Genomic DNA, 15,144 nt, shown 5'->3' with positions numbered 1-15,144 from the left:
TACCTCCAGCGTCAGCGTCGCCAAGATCGCCTTTACCGGCGCAGTGCTGGGCGGCGGCGGCATCGCCATGGCCGGCCAGGCCGCGGCAGCCACCGACGCCGAATGGGATGCGGTTGCCCGTTGCGAATCTGGTGGCAACTGGGCGATCAACACCGGTAACGGGTTCTACGGCGGCGTGCAGTTCGCGGCCGGCACTTGGTCCTCGCACGGCGGCGGCGAGTTCGCTCCGTCCGCCCAGCTGGCCAGTAAGGACCAGCAGATTGCGATCGCTGAGCGCGTGCTGGCCACTCAGGGCCGCGGCGCCTGGCCCGTGTGCGGCACCGGCCTCTCGGGCCCGTCGCCGCGCAACGTTCTTCCCGAGCCGGCTGCGTTCAACCAGCCGGTGGACGCCCCAGAAGTCAACGGCGAGGCCATTCCGGACCTGCCGCCGCCCGTAGAGGTTCCGGCGCCTGAGGTGCAGATGGCCGGCAACGACCTCAGTCTGGCCCCGGCTCCGGCCGACCTGCCGCCCGCTCCCGCCGACCTGCCTCCGGCACCGGCCGAACTGGCCCCGGCACCCGCCGACCTCCCGCCAGCCCCGGCCGACCTGCCTCCGGCACCCGCCGACCTGCCGCCGGCACCGGCCGAGCTGGCCCCGGCACCCGCCGACCTCCCGCCAGCCCCGGCTGACTTGCCTCCGGCACCGGCCGACCTGCCTCCGGCACCCGCCGACCTGGCCCCGGCACCGGGCGACTTGCCTCCGGCTCCCGCAGACCTGCCTCCGGCACCGGGTGACCTGCCTCCGGCTCCCGCCGACCTGGCCCCGGCACCGGGCGACTTGCCGCCTGCTCCGGCCGACCTCCCGGCTCCCGCTCCGGCGGTCGTCGAGACCGGCTTCCTGCCCGAGCCGCAACCGGCTGACGTGCCCGCGCCGGCGCCGGCTGACGTGGCCGAGCCCGCCGGGCCCGTGGAGATCCACCAGGTTGCCTCTGTCGGCTACACCCGGCAGCTGTGGCAGGCGATCGTGGACCAGAACGTGGCCGGCAACGACGCGCTCGACGCACTGGTCAGCTAGTACCGCGAACTGACGCAAAAGCACTCGCACGCATGGCGTGTCGGGTGCTTTGCGTCTGTTGGCGCGTGAGCCCGTCGGGGGTCAGGCCGAGCCCACCCACTCTTGGGACCCGTCTTCGAAGAACTGGTGCTTCCACACCGGTAATCGAGCCTTGATGGTGTCGACCAATTGCGCGCAGGTGGCAAACGCGGCTTTTCGGTGATCGGCGGCCACGGCCGCCACCAAAGCGGCGTCCCCGATGTGCAGCACGCCGATGCGATGGCTGGCAGCCACGGCCCGGATCCCGCTGGCCGCCGCGGCGACCTCGGCAACCACCTCAGCAAAGACCGCCGAGGCCGTCGGGTGCGCGGAATACTCCAGCCGAACCACCTGACGTCCGCCGTCGTGGTCCCGGATCATGCCGACAAAGCCCACGACCGCGCCGGCAGACTGGTGACCCACCAGCGCCTCGTGCTCGGCGAGAGAAATCGGCTGCTCGGTCACTGCGGCGCGCAGCACCAGAGTCATCGGTTGTGATCTTTGCCGGCGAGCTGGTCCAGCGCATGCTGCAGTATGTCGGCGAGGACCCCGAGACCGTCTTTGACGCCACCGGGCGACCCCGGGAGGTTGACAATCAGCGTCCGCCCGGCCACCCCGCACACCCCGCGCGACAGCATGGACGTCGGCACTTTCGACTCGCCGGCACGGCGAATCGCGTCGGCTACCCCGGGGACGACGTAATCCAGGACCGCCACGGTCTGTTCCGGGGTGTTATCGGTGGGCGATATTCCAGTGCCGCCGGAGGTGATGATCAGGTCGACCCCGTCGTCCAAGGCGTCATACAGGGCCTCTCCAACCGCGTTACCGTCGGCGACGACCCGGGGTGAGACGGGCAAAAACCCATGCTGCTCAAGCCATTCCGCGATGATGGGACCGCACTTGTCGGTGTAGACACCGGCCGAAGCGCGGGTCGAGGCGATGATTACGCGTGCTGACCGGCTCATCGTCTGACCCAACTTCCGCTGCGACCGCCCGCTTTGCTCAGCACTCGGATGTCGTCGATGCGGGCCGCCGGATCGACCGCTTTGATCATGTCGTACAGGGTCAAGGCCGCCACACTGACGGCGGTCAACGCCTCCATCTCCACCCCCGTTCGATCGGTACTGCGCACCATGGCAGTGATCTCGATATCCGCTATGCCAACGGCGAAGTCGACGTCGACACCGGTGAGCGCAAGCTGATGGCACAGCGGGATCAAATCACTGGTGCGCTTGGCAGCCAGGATGCCCGCCACTCGCGCCGTGGCCAGCGCATCCCCCTTCGGCAACCCACCGGTGGAAATCAGCGCTATGACGTCTGCAGAGGTGCGCAGGGCGCCAGCGGCGACGGCGACCCGCCTCGTGGTCGCCTTCTCGGTGACGTCGACCATGTGCGCTGCTCCCTGCTCATCCAGGTGCGACAACGCGGACACGGGCGCCTCAGCGTTCTTCTCAGAGGCGCCATCTCCGGACATCCCGGTGACCTACCAGGTAGCGACCGTCACCGGATGAACATAGGGCAGCTCGTCGGCAGGCAACGGGAACACCACTTCACCAAACGGCGAGAGCGCACCCGTGCGATCCGTTACGAGTTCGCTCACCGCGTGGTCGTCGGGGTCCGTGGTCGGCCAGCCGTTGTCCACGTACTTCGCTTTACGCGCCTTGGTGTCAGCCACGCCCCCCATTCTGACAGGTCCGTGGATAGTCGGCGGCGGAAGGCTCCGGGTCGGGCCTAGGCTTGATCACCGATGACCGACCACACCCCGGATATCCCGCTGGGGTCCTGGCTGGCCGATCTGCCCGACGAGCGGCTGATTCTGCTGTTGGAGCTGCGGCCGGACCTTGCCCAGCCGCCACCTGGCAGCATCGCGGCACTGGCCGCGCGCGCCCAAGCGCGTCAGTCGGTCAAGGCTGCCACCGACGACCTCGACTTTTTGCGGCTCGCGGTCCTCGACGCCTTACTGGTGCTGCAGGCCGATACCGAACCGGTGCCGGTTGCCAAGCTGATGGCGCTGATCGGCGAAGTCACTCCGGCGGCCTCGAACGATCTGGAGGCCCAGGTAGCCGCTGCCCTGGACGACCTCAAGCAACGTGCCTTGGCCTGGGGTGAAACCGCGATACGGGTGGCCGCCGACGCCGGTGCCGCGCTGCCATGGCATCCCGGCCAGGTCACGCTCGAGGATCGCACCCACACCGGAGACCAGATCGAGGCCTTGATCGCCGCGACCGACGACGCGCAGCGCGACGTTCTGGACAAGCTGCTCGAAGGGTCCCCGATGGGTCGCACCCGCGACGCCGCGCCCGGAGCTCCGCCCGACAGGCCAGTACCCCAGCTGTTGGCTACGGGGTTGCTGCGGCGCATCGACGCCGAGACGGTGATCCTGCCCCGCCACGTCGCCCAGGTGTTGCGCGGTGAGAAACCCGGTCCGATGCAACTGGCCGAGCCCGACCCGGTGGTGTCGACCACTAAAGTCGGCGATGCCGACGCCGTGGCCGCCGGAGCGGTTATCGACCTGCTCCGTCAAGTTGACGTACTGCTGGAAAGCCTCAGTGCGGCACCGGTTGCCGAGCTGCGCAGCGGCGGGCTGGGAGTTCGTGAACTCAAACGGCTGGCCAAAGTCACCGGAATCGACGAGCTGCGGTTGGGCTTGCTCCTCGAGATCGTGTCGGCGGCCGGGCTGATCGCCAGCGGGCTGCCAGATCCCGAACCTTCCTACGGCGACGGACCGTATTGGGCGCCGACGACAACCGCCGACCGGTTCAGCACACTGAGCCCCGCCGACCGGTGGTATCTGCTGGCCAGCACCTGGCTTGACCTGCCGGGCCGGCCGGCCCTGATCGGCAGCCGCGGACCCGACGGCAAACCGTATGGCGCGCTGTCGCATTCGTTGTTCTCTACCGCCGCACCGCTGGATCGACGACTGTTGCTGGGCATGCTGACCGGGCTGCCCGGCGGCGCCGGCGTCGATGCGCAGACCGCATCCGCGGCGTTGATCTGGCGACGCCCGCGCTGGGCCCGACGGCTGCAGCCCGACCCGGTCGCCGACCTGCTGACCGAGGCACATGCTTTGGGCTTGGTGGGACGAGGGGCGATCAGCACGCCCGGTCGAGCGTTGCTGGACGACGACGATTCCGCCGCCGTCGTCGACGCGATGACGCGCGCGCTGCCCAAGCCGATCGACCACTTCCTGGTCCAGGCCGACTTGACCGTAGTGGTCCCGGGTCCGTTGGAACGCGACCTCGCCGACGACCTGGCCACCGTGGCCACCGTGGAATCCGCCGGTGCGGCGATGGTGTACCGGGTCAGCGAGCAGTCGATTCGGCACGCGCTGGACATCGGCAAGACCCGCGACTGGATGCACGCGTTCTTCGCCAGCCATTCCAAAACCGCGGTGCCGCAAGGCCTCACGTACTTGATCGACGACGTCGCGCGCCGGCACGGCCAACTTCGCATCGGTCTGGCCACCTCCTTCGTGCGTTGCGAGGACCCGGCGCTTTTGGCTCAGGCGGTGGCTGCGCCGGCCGCCGAGCCGCTGCACCTGCGCGCGCTCGCTCCGACGGTGGCGGTATCACCGGCGTCGATCGGCGAGGTGCTCAACGCGCTGCGGTCCGCGGGTTTTGCGCCGGCCGCCGAGGATTCCACCGGTGCCATCGTCGACGTGCGGGCCCGCGGCGCCCGGGTACCCGCGCCGCAGCAGTACCGGTCATACCGGCCGCCACCTCGGCCCAGCAGCGATGCCCTCAACGCGATCGTCTCGGTACTGCGCAAGGTGACCGCCGCCCCGTTCGGCAACATCCGCGCCGACCCGGCCGTCGCCATGTCAGTGCTGCAACGGGCGGCAAAAGACCACGACACGGTGTTGATCGGCTATCTCGACGCGGCGGGGGTGGCCACCCAGCGGGTGGTGTCGCCCATCGTCGTCAAAGGCGGCCAGTTGGTGGCCTTCGATTCGGCCAGCGGGCGCTTGCGCGACTTCGCCATCCACCGCATCACATCGGTGATGTCGGCCACCGACGGATAATGGGACTTATGAGTGACGGACCGTTGATCGTGCAGTCGGACAAGACGGTGCTGCTGGAAGTGGATCATGAACTGGCCGGGGCGGCGCGTGCCGCGATCGCGCCGTTTGCGGAACTGGAACGCGCACCAGAGCACGTGCACACCTATCGGATCACGCCGCTGGCGCTGTGGAACGCGCGCGCCGCGGGTCATGACGCCGAGCAGGTGGTGGACGCCCTGGTCAGCTTCTCCCGGTACGCGGTGCCGCAGCCGCTGTTGGTCGACATTGTCGACACCATGGCCCGCTACGGCCGGCTGCAACTGATCAAACACCCCGCGCACGGCCTCACTCTAGTGAGCCTGGACCGCGCGGTGCTTGAGGAAGTGCTGCGCAACAAGAAGATTGCGCCGATGCTGGGTGCCCGTATCGACGACGACACCGTGATGGTACACGCGAGTGAGCGCGGCCGGGTCAAGCAGATGCTCCTCAAGATCGGTTGGCCCGCAGAGGATCTCGCGGGCTACGTGGACGGCGAGGCGCACCCGATCAGTTTGGAGCCCGACGGGTGGGAGCTGCGTGACTACCAGCAGCTGGCCACCGACTCGTTCTGGGCCGGCGGATCCGGCGTCGTGGTGCTGCCCTGCGGCGCCGGCAAGACCCTGGTCGGCGCGGCCGCGATGGCCAAAGCCCAAGCGACGACACTGATTCTGGTCACCAACATCGTTGCGGCCCGGCAGTGGAAGCGCGAACTGGTGGCGCGCACCTCGCTGACCGAGGACGAAATCGGTGAATACTCGGGTGAGCGCAAGGAGATTCGGCCGGTCACCATCTCGACGTACCAGATGGTCACGCGTCGCACCAAGGGTGAGTACCGGCACCTGGAACTCTTCGACAGCCGCGACTGGGGCCTAATCATCTATGACGAAGTGCATTTGCTGCCGGCGCCGGTGTTCCGCATGACCGCCGACCTGCAATCCAGGCGACGGCTGGGCCTGACCGCCACGCTGATCCGGGAGGACGGCCGGGAGGGCGACGTGTTCTCCCTGATTGGCCCGAAGCGCTACGACGCGCCGTGGAAAGACATTGAAGCACAAGGTTGGATCGCGCCGGCGGAGTGTGTGGAAGTCCGGGTCACCATGACCGACAACGAACGGATGATGTACGCCACTGCCGAGCCCGAGGAACGATACAAGCTGTGCTCGACGGTGCACACGAAAATCGCTGTGGTCAAATCGATTCTGAAGAATCATCCCGGTGAACAGACGTTGGTGATCGGCGCCTATCTGGATCAGTTGGACGAACTTGGGGCCGAACTCGATGCCCCGGTGATTCAGGGTTCGACGAAGACGCGCGAGCGTGAAGACCTCTTCGACCAGTTCCGGCGCGGGGAGATCGCCACGCTGGTGGTGTCGAAGGTCGCCAATTTCTCCATCGACCTACCGGAAGCATCTGTGGCGGTGCAGGTTTCGGGCACCTTTGGGTCCCGCCAGGAGGAGGCGCAACGGCTCGGCCGGTTGTTGCGTCCCAAAGCCGACGGCGGGGGCGCCATCTTCTATTCGGTGGTGGCGCGCGACAGCCTGGATGCCGAATACGCCGCTCATCGGCAGCGATTTTTAGCCGAGCAGGGTTACGGCTACGTCATTCGGGACGCCGACGACCTGCTGGGCCCGGCCATCTAGCGCGCTAGAGCGACAGGATGGTCGCCGACGCCGTCCCCGGAGCGCCGTAGACCTGTGCCAGCCCGACCTGCGGGTTACCCGGCACCTGACGTTCGCCAGCCTCACCGCGCAACTGTCGCACCAATTCGTGCATCTGCCGCAACCCGGAGGCGCCGATGGGCTCGCCGTTGGCAATCAAACCGCCGTCGGTGTTGACGGGCATCGAGCCGTGAATCTCGGTGGCACCGTCGGCAAGCAACTTCTCCTGCTCGCCGTCGGCGCACAACCCCGTTTCGGCCATGTGGATGACCTCATTGCCGGCGTCGGTGTCCTGCAATTGCGCCACGTCGACGTCCTCAGGTCCGATGCCCGCGGCCTCGTAAGCCGCCTTAGCGGCGTACACCGTTGGCGACACGTCTTCGTCGAGCGGGGCGAAGGTGGCGTGCACTTCGTAGGCGCCGTAACGGCGGGTACGAATCTCGCAGGCGCGCACATATACCGGCTTGTCGGTGAACTTGTGCGCGATGTCGGCCCGGCACATCACCACCGCGGCGGCCCCTTCGTCGGGCGCGCAGAACATGTACTGGGTCAACGGGTAGTTGAGCACAGCCGAGTTGAGAATCTCCTCTTCCGAAATCGCCTTGCGCCGGAACGCATTCGGGTTCAAGGCACCGTTGCGGAAGTTTTTGGCGGCCACCTTGGCCAAGGTGGCTTGGGAGATGTTGTGGTCGTGCAGGTACTTGTTGGCCTTCATGCCGAAAAACTTGGTGGTGACAAACTGCCCGTTCTCGGCATACCACTGCGGCAAAGCCAGCTTGGCGGGATCGTCGGTGAACGCGCCGCGCGGGTGCTTGTCCAGGCCGATGGCGATGCCGAGGTCGTACTTGCCCAATCGAATGGTGTCTGCCGTCTGCTGGATCGCGCTGGCGGCGGTGGCGCAGGCATTGAACACGTTGGTGAACGTGATGCCGGTCAGGCCGACCAAGCGGGTCACGGCATCGGGGTTGGACACTTCGTGGCTGCCGCCGAAGCCGAACTGGATGTCCTTCCACTCCACGCCCGCATCGACGAGGGCGGCCTGGATCGCCTCCGCGCCCATTTGCATGGCGGTCTTGTCGAACCGGCCGAACGGGTGCAGGCCTACACCGATGATGGCAACGTCATTAGTCATTAGAGGGCTCCTCTCTTACGAGCATTGCGACCCGCTTCACCCGGCACCGCCGCGTTCGCGATCGCCACGGGGTCCAAATGGTGGCGACCCGCTTCACCCGGCTTCGCCGCGTTCGCGATCGCCACTGCTGAATGGTGGCGACCCGCTTCACCCGGCTTCGCCGCGTTCGCGATCGCCACTAGACCGGCTGGAACGCGAAGGTCAGAACTTCTTCGCCGTCCGCATTCGTGGTCAACGGCACGAAGGTGAGTTCAACCTGCTGGCCGAACTGGAGCTTGGCCGGGTCGTTCTCGGTCAGCCTGCCTTCCACGCGAATGACGTCACCGAGTTGGACCAGTCCAACACCGAACGGCACGAACTCCTTGCCGACCGGGCCCGCGTAGGGAGCGCCCGGCGGAAACCCTTGGGTGGTCCATGCCACCAAAGTGCCCTGCCGTGGCAGCAAGACCTCGCTCATCTCGCCGACACTGCAGCGCGGACACCACTGCTGCACAGGGAAAGTAGTGGCGCCGCAGCCGTCGCATCGACTGCCGATCAGCTGCGGGTTCTCGTCAGGCCAGGTCGAGATATCCGGGGCCAGTGCCTTTTGCTGCATCGAGGATCCTCCGTCGGACGCGAGAAAATGCGACTGACCAGACCGTACAACGGTATTCCATAAAAGTGGAAATCACATTCTCCAAGACACGGACCGGCCGCTTACGTTGTCACTGCCATTGGAAATGCCCAGCATTTACGATTTGCCCATGGCGCTTGAGGTTGGCCAGATGTTCGCTGGCTACACGATCCTGCGGGTGCTGGGCGCCGGGGGCATGGGTCGCGTGTATTTGGCGACGCATCCACGGCTGCCGCGCGAGGACGCGTTGAAAGTCCTGCCTGCCGAGTACACCGACGAACCGGAGTACCGCACGCGGTTTGCCCGGGAAGCCGATCTCGCCGCCGGACTGTCCCATCCGCACATCGTGCGGATCTATGACCGTGGCGAGGAAAACGGCCAGCTGTGGATCTCGATGGACTATGTGGCCGGCACTGACGTCTCGCATCTCCTGGCGGAGCGCTATCAGGGCGGCATGCCCGTCGACGAAGCGGTGTCGGTCATCTCCGCAGTCGCCTCAGCCCTGGACTATGCCCACCATCGCGGCCTACTGCATCGAGATGTGAAGCCCGCCAACATCCTGCTCACCGAGCCCGACGGCGGACAGACTCGACGGATCTACCTGGCCGACTTCGGCATTGCGCGCCGCATCGACGACTCATCCGGCCTCACCGGCGTCAACATGGCGGTGGGCACTGTCGCCTACGCTGCACCCGAGCAGCTGATGGGCAGCACCGTCGACGGTCGCGCTGATCAATACGCGTTGGCCTGCACCGCTTTTCATCTTCTGACCGGTGCTCCGCCGTTTCAGGATGCCAATCCGACGGTAGTGATCACTCACCATGTCAGTTCCACACCGCCGGCCATCGGCGCTCGTCGTCCCGAGATGTCCGGATTGAATCCGGTGTTCGCCAAAGCGTTGGCCAAAGATCCGGCGAGCCGATACCCCAGCTGTAGCGACTTCGCCTTGGAATTGAGCAAGCACCTGACGCCGTATAACTACGACACCCCGGTTGCGTTGCACGCCCAGCACACTCAGCCTTCAATTCAACTCCCGGCACCGGCTCAGCAGAGCTCCAAGCTGTGGTCGCAGCGGCCAGCGGTACTGATCGGCGCGCTGCTGGCCGTCGCTCTACTGGTCGTCGGCGCTGTCTTCGTCGGCGTCCAGCTCACCCGCCCGGACAAGCAAGCGAGCGCTCCGGCCCCCTCGGCCAGCGCGGGACCTGTTGGCGCGACGCCCGCGGCGGCCCAGGGGCCGTTCACGGGCACCTACCGCGCCGATTTCAGTCCGGTCGGCAATCTGGACGACCCCCCGGCGCCGGACGCAAAGCCGTCCACCGCCACCTATGGCGTGCGGTCGGTGTGCGGCGGCGCGGGTTGTGTGGCGACGGCGTCCCGGCTCAGCGGCGAGACCGCGTTCGCATCGACGATGGTATTTGACCTGCTCGGCGGAAGCTGGGTGGCCGTAGCCCTTTCCACCCACCCCTGCAACGAATACACCAGCGAGATCTGGGAAGTTTTCACGCTGCAAGCACGTCCCGATGGCACGCTCGCCGGCGAGCAAACCCGCACCGCCCGCAATAACTGTCAGGAAAAGCGAACCGTCACGTTGACCCGCACCGGTGACCCACCCTCGGGCCTTCCCGACCCGGCTACCCTCCCGCCGCGGGTGACGTCAGTCGCCGAAGCGTTTCGTGGACACTACAAACTCGCCCGGACGTTTGTCGGCGGGCAGCCCCAACCTTTGGGCGACTCCGGGATCGTGACGAACTGCCTGCGAACCGGCGACCGGTGCATGAGCTACTTCCACTCCAAATCCGGTGACGTACCAATGCTTTTCGCAGGCGGCGGTTGGACGTGGGACGACCTGACCAAGGGCAAATGCCCGGACGGCAATTCGGCGACATTGCGTGCCAGCGCGACGTTTCCGCTCCCTCAGCCCATGCAGGATCCGATCACCGCACTGTCCGGCCACGGACACTGGGCGCAAACCGGGTCCTGTGCGGTCGACATCGATTTCGACGAAGTATTCACGCGCACAGGCGATTAGCATCATGGTGCTGCACATCGGCCAACAGTTCGCCGGATACACCGTCCTGCGAGTGCTGGGTGCCGGCGGCATGGGCACGGTGTACTTGGCGACGCACCCGAGGTTTGCGCGTCAAGACGCTCTGAAGGTCCTGCCCACCGAGTACACCGACGACGCGGAGTACCGGGCGCGGTTCACCCGGGAGGCCGATCTGGCGTCGGGGTTGTCGCACCCGCACATTGTCGGCATCCAAGACCGTGGCGAGTACGACGGCCAGTTCTGGATCTCGATGGACTACGTGCCCGGCACCGACGCCGCTCGGCTGTTGGACGAGCGCTACCAGTCAGGAATGCCCGTCGACGAGGTGATTCCGATCGTCAAGGCGGTCGCCTCGGCGTTGGACTACGCCCATCACCGCGGTCTCTTGCACCGTGATGTCAAGCCCGCCAACGTGTTACTGACCGACGCGGACGGGGAAGGTCGGCGGGCCTATCTCGCGGATTTCGGGATTGCCCGCCGCATCGACGATTCGGCAGGCCTGACCGAGACCAACGTGGCAGTAGGCACGGTGTCCTATGCAGCACCCGAACAGCTCCGCGGTGATCCGGTCGACAGCCGAGCCGATCAATATGCCTTGGCTTGCACGACATTTCACCTGCTAACCGGTGCGCCGCCGTATCCGGATGCCAACCCCACGGTGGTCATCACCCAGCACGTGTACGCGCCGCCACCGTCAATCAGTGCGCGACGTGCTGAATTGGCCGGACTGGATTCGGTTTTCATCCGGGCCATGGCCAAGGAACCGTCCGGACGGTTCGACAGTTGCGGCGAGTTCGCGACACAACTACAGAGCCACGTCCACTCCGCAAGTCAAAACACCGCGCCCGCTTACCTTGTCGGCTCCCCCACCGTGCCGGCACCGGTTCGCAAGGCCCCGCGCAAACGGTCCGGCGTCCTAATTGGGGCGCTCACGGTTGTCGCGTTGCTGACCGCTGGCGGTGTCTTCGCCGGGATCTCCTTCACCCACAAGCGCAACACGGCGCCATCGACGGCCGCGCCAAGCACTACGGTCAGCGCGGCGCCGACATCGACGTCCACCCCGACGCCAACCCCGGGTCCGCCGACTCCCGGACCGTTGAACGGGGCCTACCGGGTAAATCTCGGCGCGGCAACCGATCTCGATGGCAACGGCAGAGGAGCCGGACCTGCGACGGTCAGCTACGGGCTGCGCTCGGCATGCCAGCAACGCGGGCGGGGTACCGACTGCATCGCGACGGCTTCGCAGTTGTCCGGCGGTGGCGGGTTGGCCACCCCGATCGTCTTCGACGAGATCGACGGCCGTTGGGTGGCTGTGGCTGTCGTGACCGACCAGTGTCGAGCCGTCCGGTCCGAATTCTGGCAGGTTTTCACGCTAGAACCGGGTCCTGACGGCACGACTTTGACCGGCGAGCTAACCCGGACGACCTCCAATACCTGCCGGGACAAGAGACCGGTAACTTTCACGCGCACAGGGGATCTCGATGTAGATACTGTTGCGGACCCGGCCAGTGTGCCGCCGCGGGTGTCCTCGCCAGCCGCGGCGTTGCACGGCCGGTACAGCCTGCTGCGCAGCTTCGCCAACGGACTGCCCGCGCAGCCGGGCGAAGCCGCTGTCGCGACCGCGTGTCTGCGCACGGGTGAGCGGTGCATGAGCTATTTCCACGGCCCCGCCGGCGACACACCACTGATATACGCCACCGGCGGCTGGACGTTGAACGCCGAATCCGATTATGCGTGCCCAGCCGGTGGCACAACGCATTTCAGCGCCACGGCCCGGTTTCCCCTACCGAACCCGCCGCAGGATCCGGTCCAGCTACTCAACGGACAGGGTCACCAGGAACAGACCGGGGCGTGCGCCGTCAACACGTCCTATACCGAAACGATCACGCGCATCGGCGATTAGCGGCGGTCAGCTCAGGGCGGGAATCACTTCACGTTCGAAAAGCTCGACGCCGGAACGATCGTAGGCAGCTTCCGGGAAGTAGCAGATTGCGTATTCGCAGCCGAGGCCGCGAAGCTTCGTCAGCCGCTCGATGACCTGTTCTGGCGTGCCCGTCGCCGAATCCGCGACCCCGGCCACCATCGAATCGGCCAGCGCTTCGGGCACGTAGTCGGCCAACCGATCGCGCGCCCGCTGCAGCCGATCCTTGACCTCGGCGTCCGACGTGCCGACCACGGCGGTGAAATTGGCCGACCGCACAATGGCGTCGAAGTCGGTGCCGAGGTTGCGGCAGTGCTGGGCAAGCACCTCGGACTTGTGCGCAAAAGCCTCCAGCTCCGGCGTGAAGTTGGTGTACTGCGCATACTGCGCCGCGATCCGCAACGTCACCTTCTCACCGCCCCCGGCGATCCAGAGCGGAAGACCGTTGTCCTGTAATGGTTTCGGCGCGACAATCGCGCCGTCGACCTGGTAGTGCTTGCCGTCGAAGCTGACCCTCCCGTCTCGCCAGGCGTCGCGCATGATCTGCACGCCTTCGTCAAGCCGGGCCAGTCGGACCCCCGCTGACGGAAAGCCGTAACCGTAAGCGCGCCACTCGTGTTCATACCAGCCGCCGCCAATACCCATCTGGACGCGGCCACCGGAGATGATGTCGGTGGTGGCAGCCACCTTGGCCAGGTAGACGGGATTGCGGTAGCTCATCGCGGTGCACATCTGGCCGAGCTTGATTCGCGGGGTAACCGCGGCGTAGGCCGCCATCAACGACCAGGCCTCGTGCGTGGCTTCGTCGCTGGGCATTGGGACGGTGTGGAAGTGGTCGTAGACCCACAGCGAATCCCAGGCACCGCCGTCGGCATACGTGGCCAGTTCGCGCATCACCTCCCAGTGCCGCTCGGGTTCGATGCCGACGAGATCCATTCGCCAGCCCTGGGGGATGAAAAGACCGAAGCGCATAACTGGCACTCTAACGCTGCCGCGACGGCGTTCCGGCCCCGCGCTGGCGGACCGTCGCCGTCAACGCCGGGTTCGGGGCGATCTTCTGCGCACGGCGACGTTTGGCAACATGTAAGCAGGGTCGCAGACGGAAGGAATAGCTTGATGGAGTTGTCCGGTCTAGGCGTGTGGAGCAGTCAACTGCGCTACGGTGACGCCTCCGAAGCCGCAGACGCCGCAGCAGAATTGGACGAGCTCGGGTTCACCGCGCTATGGATTCCCGACGTCGGCGGACCGGTGCTGGATGCGGTGGGCCGCCTCCTGACGGCGACCAAGCGCACTGTGATCGCCACCGGCATCCTCAATCTGTGGATGCACTCTCCCGACGACGTCGCCGAATCCTATGCCGCACTGACCGCCGAGCACGGCGACCGCTTCCTCCTCGGCATCGGGGTCAGCCACGCACCCCTGATCGACGCAGGTAACCCGGGCCGGTACCGCAAGCCACTGGCGGCGACTGCGTCGTTCTTGGACGGCTTGGACGCAGCAGCACAACCGGTGCCCGCCGATCGGCGGGTGCTGGCCGCACTCGGTCCCAAGATGCTGGAGTTGTCGGCCACCCGCGCCCGGGGCGCGCACCCCTACCTCGTCACCCCCGAGCACACCGCCTCTGCTCGTGCGACTTTGGGCAAGGGCCCGTTGCTGTTGCCCGAACAGACCGCAATTCTGACCGACGACGCCGACGAGGCACGAAGCATCGGAACCGACTGGCTGCGCGGCTATCTGGCGATGCCGAACTACGCCAACAATCTGCGGCGCAGCGGATTCTCCGACGATGACCTGTCGCAGGTCAGCGATCGGCTCTTCGATGCGATCATCGTGTGGGGCGACGAAGAAGCGATCCTGCGCCGAGTGGCCGAGCATCAATCCGCCGGCGCCGATCATGTTTGCGTCCAGGTGCTGGAAGCCGACCCCCGGTCGTTCCCCCGGGAGCAGTGGCGCCGCCTCGCTGCCGCAAGTTGAGCGCCGATGGCACTCAGTCACCGGCTCAAACACCTGCAGTATCGGACGTTGTACCGGCTGGGCTTCGTCCCCTGGGACGGTCACCCGATCGGTGCCAAGCTTCGAGAGTTGGTCGAAGACAACGGATTTGCTCCGGGATCCGCTCTTGACATCGGTTGCGGCACCGGGGACAACTCCATCTATCTGGCCAAGCGCGGGTGGCAGGCGACCGGAGTGGACTATGTGGCCCGCGCGCTCGACAAGGCACGGGCCAAAGCCATTGCGGACGGTGTCGAGGTCAGCTTCGTCCAGGCGGACGTCACCCGGTTGAGTTCGGCCGGCGTGGGCCGGGATTTCAGGTTGATCGTCGACAGCGGATGCCTGCATGGCATGAATGACGACGACCGCGACGCCTACGTTCGCGAGGTCACGGCAGTGGCGTCAGCAGACACCCGCCTGCTCATCTTTGCGATGGTTCCCGGCGGTTCGCCGGGCGTCCGTGGGATCGACCTGCCCGAGATACGGCGACGGTTCACGCCCGGCTGGACCGTGTTGTCCTGCGGCGACGAACCATCACTGGACCACAACGGCAAAAATCCGGGCCGCTACTACCTGCTGCAGCCGGCCGGTTAAACGCGAAAAGCTCAAACCGCGCTGTCTCGGGGGTTGTCGCTGCGAGCCGGGCAAATATCTACATGCCCCCGCGTGC

General features: G+C 66.4%; 14 protein-coding genes. 7 read left to right on the top strand and 7 right to left on the bottom strand.

Going from position 1 to position 15,144, the window contains the following annotated elements; all coding sequences use genetic code 11:
- The coding region (locus tag A5634_RS22535) for a transglycosylase family protein (protein WP_065146244.1) at window positions 1-1,054 on the top strand (1,054 nt) is incomplete at its 5' end.
- Window positions 1,055-1,135: 81 nt separating this feature from the next.
- Here A5634_RS22535 and A5634_RS22530 read toward each other — a convergent pair.
- Genes A5634_RS22530 through A5634_RS22515 form a run of 4 tightly spaced genes read right to left on the bottom strand, consistent with a single transcriptional unit; the run spans window position 1,136 to window position 2,756 of the window.
- Window positions 1,136-1,561, bottom strand: a complete 426-nt coding sequence (locus A5634_RS22530; RefSeq protein ID WP_065146243.1) for a molybdenum cofactor biosynthesis protein MoaE — start codon at window positions 1,559-1,561, stop codon at window positions 1,136-1,138.
- Window positions 1,558-2,037, bottom strand: a complete 480-nt coding sequence (locus A5634_RS22525; protein WP_065146242.1) for a MogA/MoaB family molybdenum cofactor biosynthesis protein — start codon at window positions 2,035-2,037, stop codon at window positions 1,558-1,560. The genes A5634_RS22530 and A5634_RS22525 overlap by 4 nt, the downstream gene beginning before the upstream one ends.
- Window positions 2,034-2,546, bottom strand: a complete 513-nt coding sequence (gene moaC, locus A5634_RS22520) for a cyclic pyranopterin monophosphate synthase MoaC (RefSeq protein WP_065146241.1) — start codon at window positions 2,544-2,546, stop codon at window positions 2,034-2,036. Before moaC ends, A5634_RS22525 begins: the two co-directional genes overlap by 4 nt.
- Before the next feature lie 9 nt (window positions 2,547-2,555).
- On the bottom strand, window positions 2,556-2,756 hold the full coding sequence (locus A5634_RS22515) for a hypothetical protein (protein ID WP_065146240.1): 201 nt from the start codon (window positions 2,754-2,756) through the stop codon (window positions 2,556-2,558).
- A 63-nt stretch (window positions 2,757-2,819) separates the two neighbouring features.
- Between A5634_RS22515 and A5634_RS22510 the strand changes: the two genes are divergently transcribed.
- Window positions 2,820-5,093, top strand: a complete 2,274-nt coding sequence (locus tag A5634_RS22510) for a helicase-associated domain-containing protein (RefSeq protein ID WP_065146239.1) — start codon at window positions 2,820-2,822, stop codon at window positions 5,091-5,093.
- Between the two features lie 8 nt (window positions 5,094-5,101).
- Window positions 5,102-6,751, top strand: coding sequence for a DNA repair helicase XPB (locus A5634_RS22505; RefSeq protein WP_065146238.1), 1,650 nt, complete (start codon window positions 5,102-5,104; stop codon window positions 6,749-6,751).
- Between the two features lie 4 nt (window positions 6,752-6,755).
- Here A5634_RS22505 and A5634_RS22500 read toward each other — a convergent pair whose 3' ends face one another.
- Window positions 6,756-7,901, bottom strand: a complete 1,146-nt coding sequence (locus A5634_RS22500) for a thiolase family protein (protein ID WP_065146237.1) — start codon at window positions 7,899-7,901, stop codon at window positions 6,756-6,758.
- A 178-nt stretch (window positions 7,902-8,079) separates the two neighbouring features.
- Complete coding sequence (locus A5634_RS22490; protein WP_065146235.1) at window positions 8,080-8,496, bottom strand: Zn-ribbon domain-containing OB-fold protein; 417 nt, start codon at window positions 8,494-8,496, stop codon at window positions 8,080-8,082.
- Between the two features lie 148 nt (window positions 8,497-8,644).
- Here A5634_RS22490 and A5634_RS22485 point away from each other — a divergent pair, with 148 nt between their 5' ends.
- Both A5634_RS22485 and A5634_RS22480 read left to right on the top strand, forming a co-directional pair.
- Window positions 8,645-10,543 carry a serine/threonine-protein kinase gene (locus A5634_RS22485; RefSeq protein ID WP_155769667.1) on the top strand — a complete coding sequence of 633 codons (1,899 nt, stop codon included), beginning with the start codon at window positions 8,645-8,647 and terminating at the stop codon, window positions 10,541-10,543.
- A 4-nt stretch (window positions 10,544-10,547) separates the two neighbouring features.
- Window positions 10,548-12,464: a serine/threonine-protein kinase gene (locus A5634_RS22480; RefSeq protein ID WP_065146233.1), complete on the top strand. Its 1,917-nt coding sequence runs from the start codon at window positions 10,548-10,550 to the stop codon at window positions 12,462-12,464.
- Window positions 12,465-12,470: 6 nt separating this feature from the next.
- Here the strand turns inward: A5634_RS22480 and A5634_RS22475 are convergent, their stop codons facing one another.
- Window positions 12,471-13,454: an LLM class F420-dependent oxidoreductase gene (locus A5634_RS22475; protein ID WP_065146232.1), complete on the bottom strand. Its 984-nt coding sequence runs from the start codon at window positions 13,452-13,454 to the stop codon at window positions 12,471-12,473.
- 144 nt (window positions 13,455-13,598) lie between these two features.
- Between A5634_RS22475 and A5634_RS22470 the strand changes: the two genes are divergently transcribed.
- Both A5634_RS22470 and A5634_RS22465 read left to right on the top strand, forming a co-directional pair.
- On the top strand, window positions 13,599-14,456 hold the full coding sequence (locus A5634_RS22470) for an LLM class F420-dependent oxidoreductase (protein WP_065146231.1): 858 nt from the start codon (window positions 13,599-13,601) through the stop codon (window positions 14,454-14,456).
- A 6-nt stretch (window positions 14,457-14,462) separates the two neighbouring features.
- A complete protein-coding gene (locus A5634_RS22465; protein ID WP_065146230.1) occupies window positions 14,463-15,068 on the top strand; it encodes a class I SAM-dependent methyltransferase in 606 nt (201 codons plus the stop codon).
- The last annotated feature ends 76 nt before the right edge of the window (window positions 15,069-15,144 follow it).

The sequence above is a fragment of the Mycobacterium asiaticum genome, from assembly GCF_001673365.1.
Lineage (GTDB): Bacteria > Actinomycetota > Actinomycetes > Mycobacteriales > Mycobacteriaceae > Mycobacterium > Mycobacterium asiaticum_A.
The sequence above is the reverse complement of the archived record's forward strand: the minus strand, read 5'-3'. Positions and strand labels throughout refer to the sequence as shown.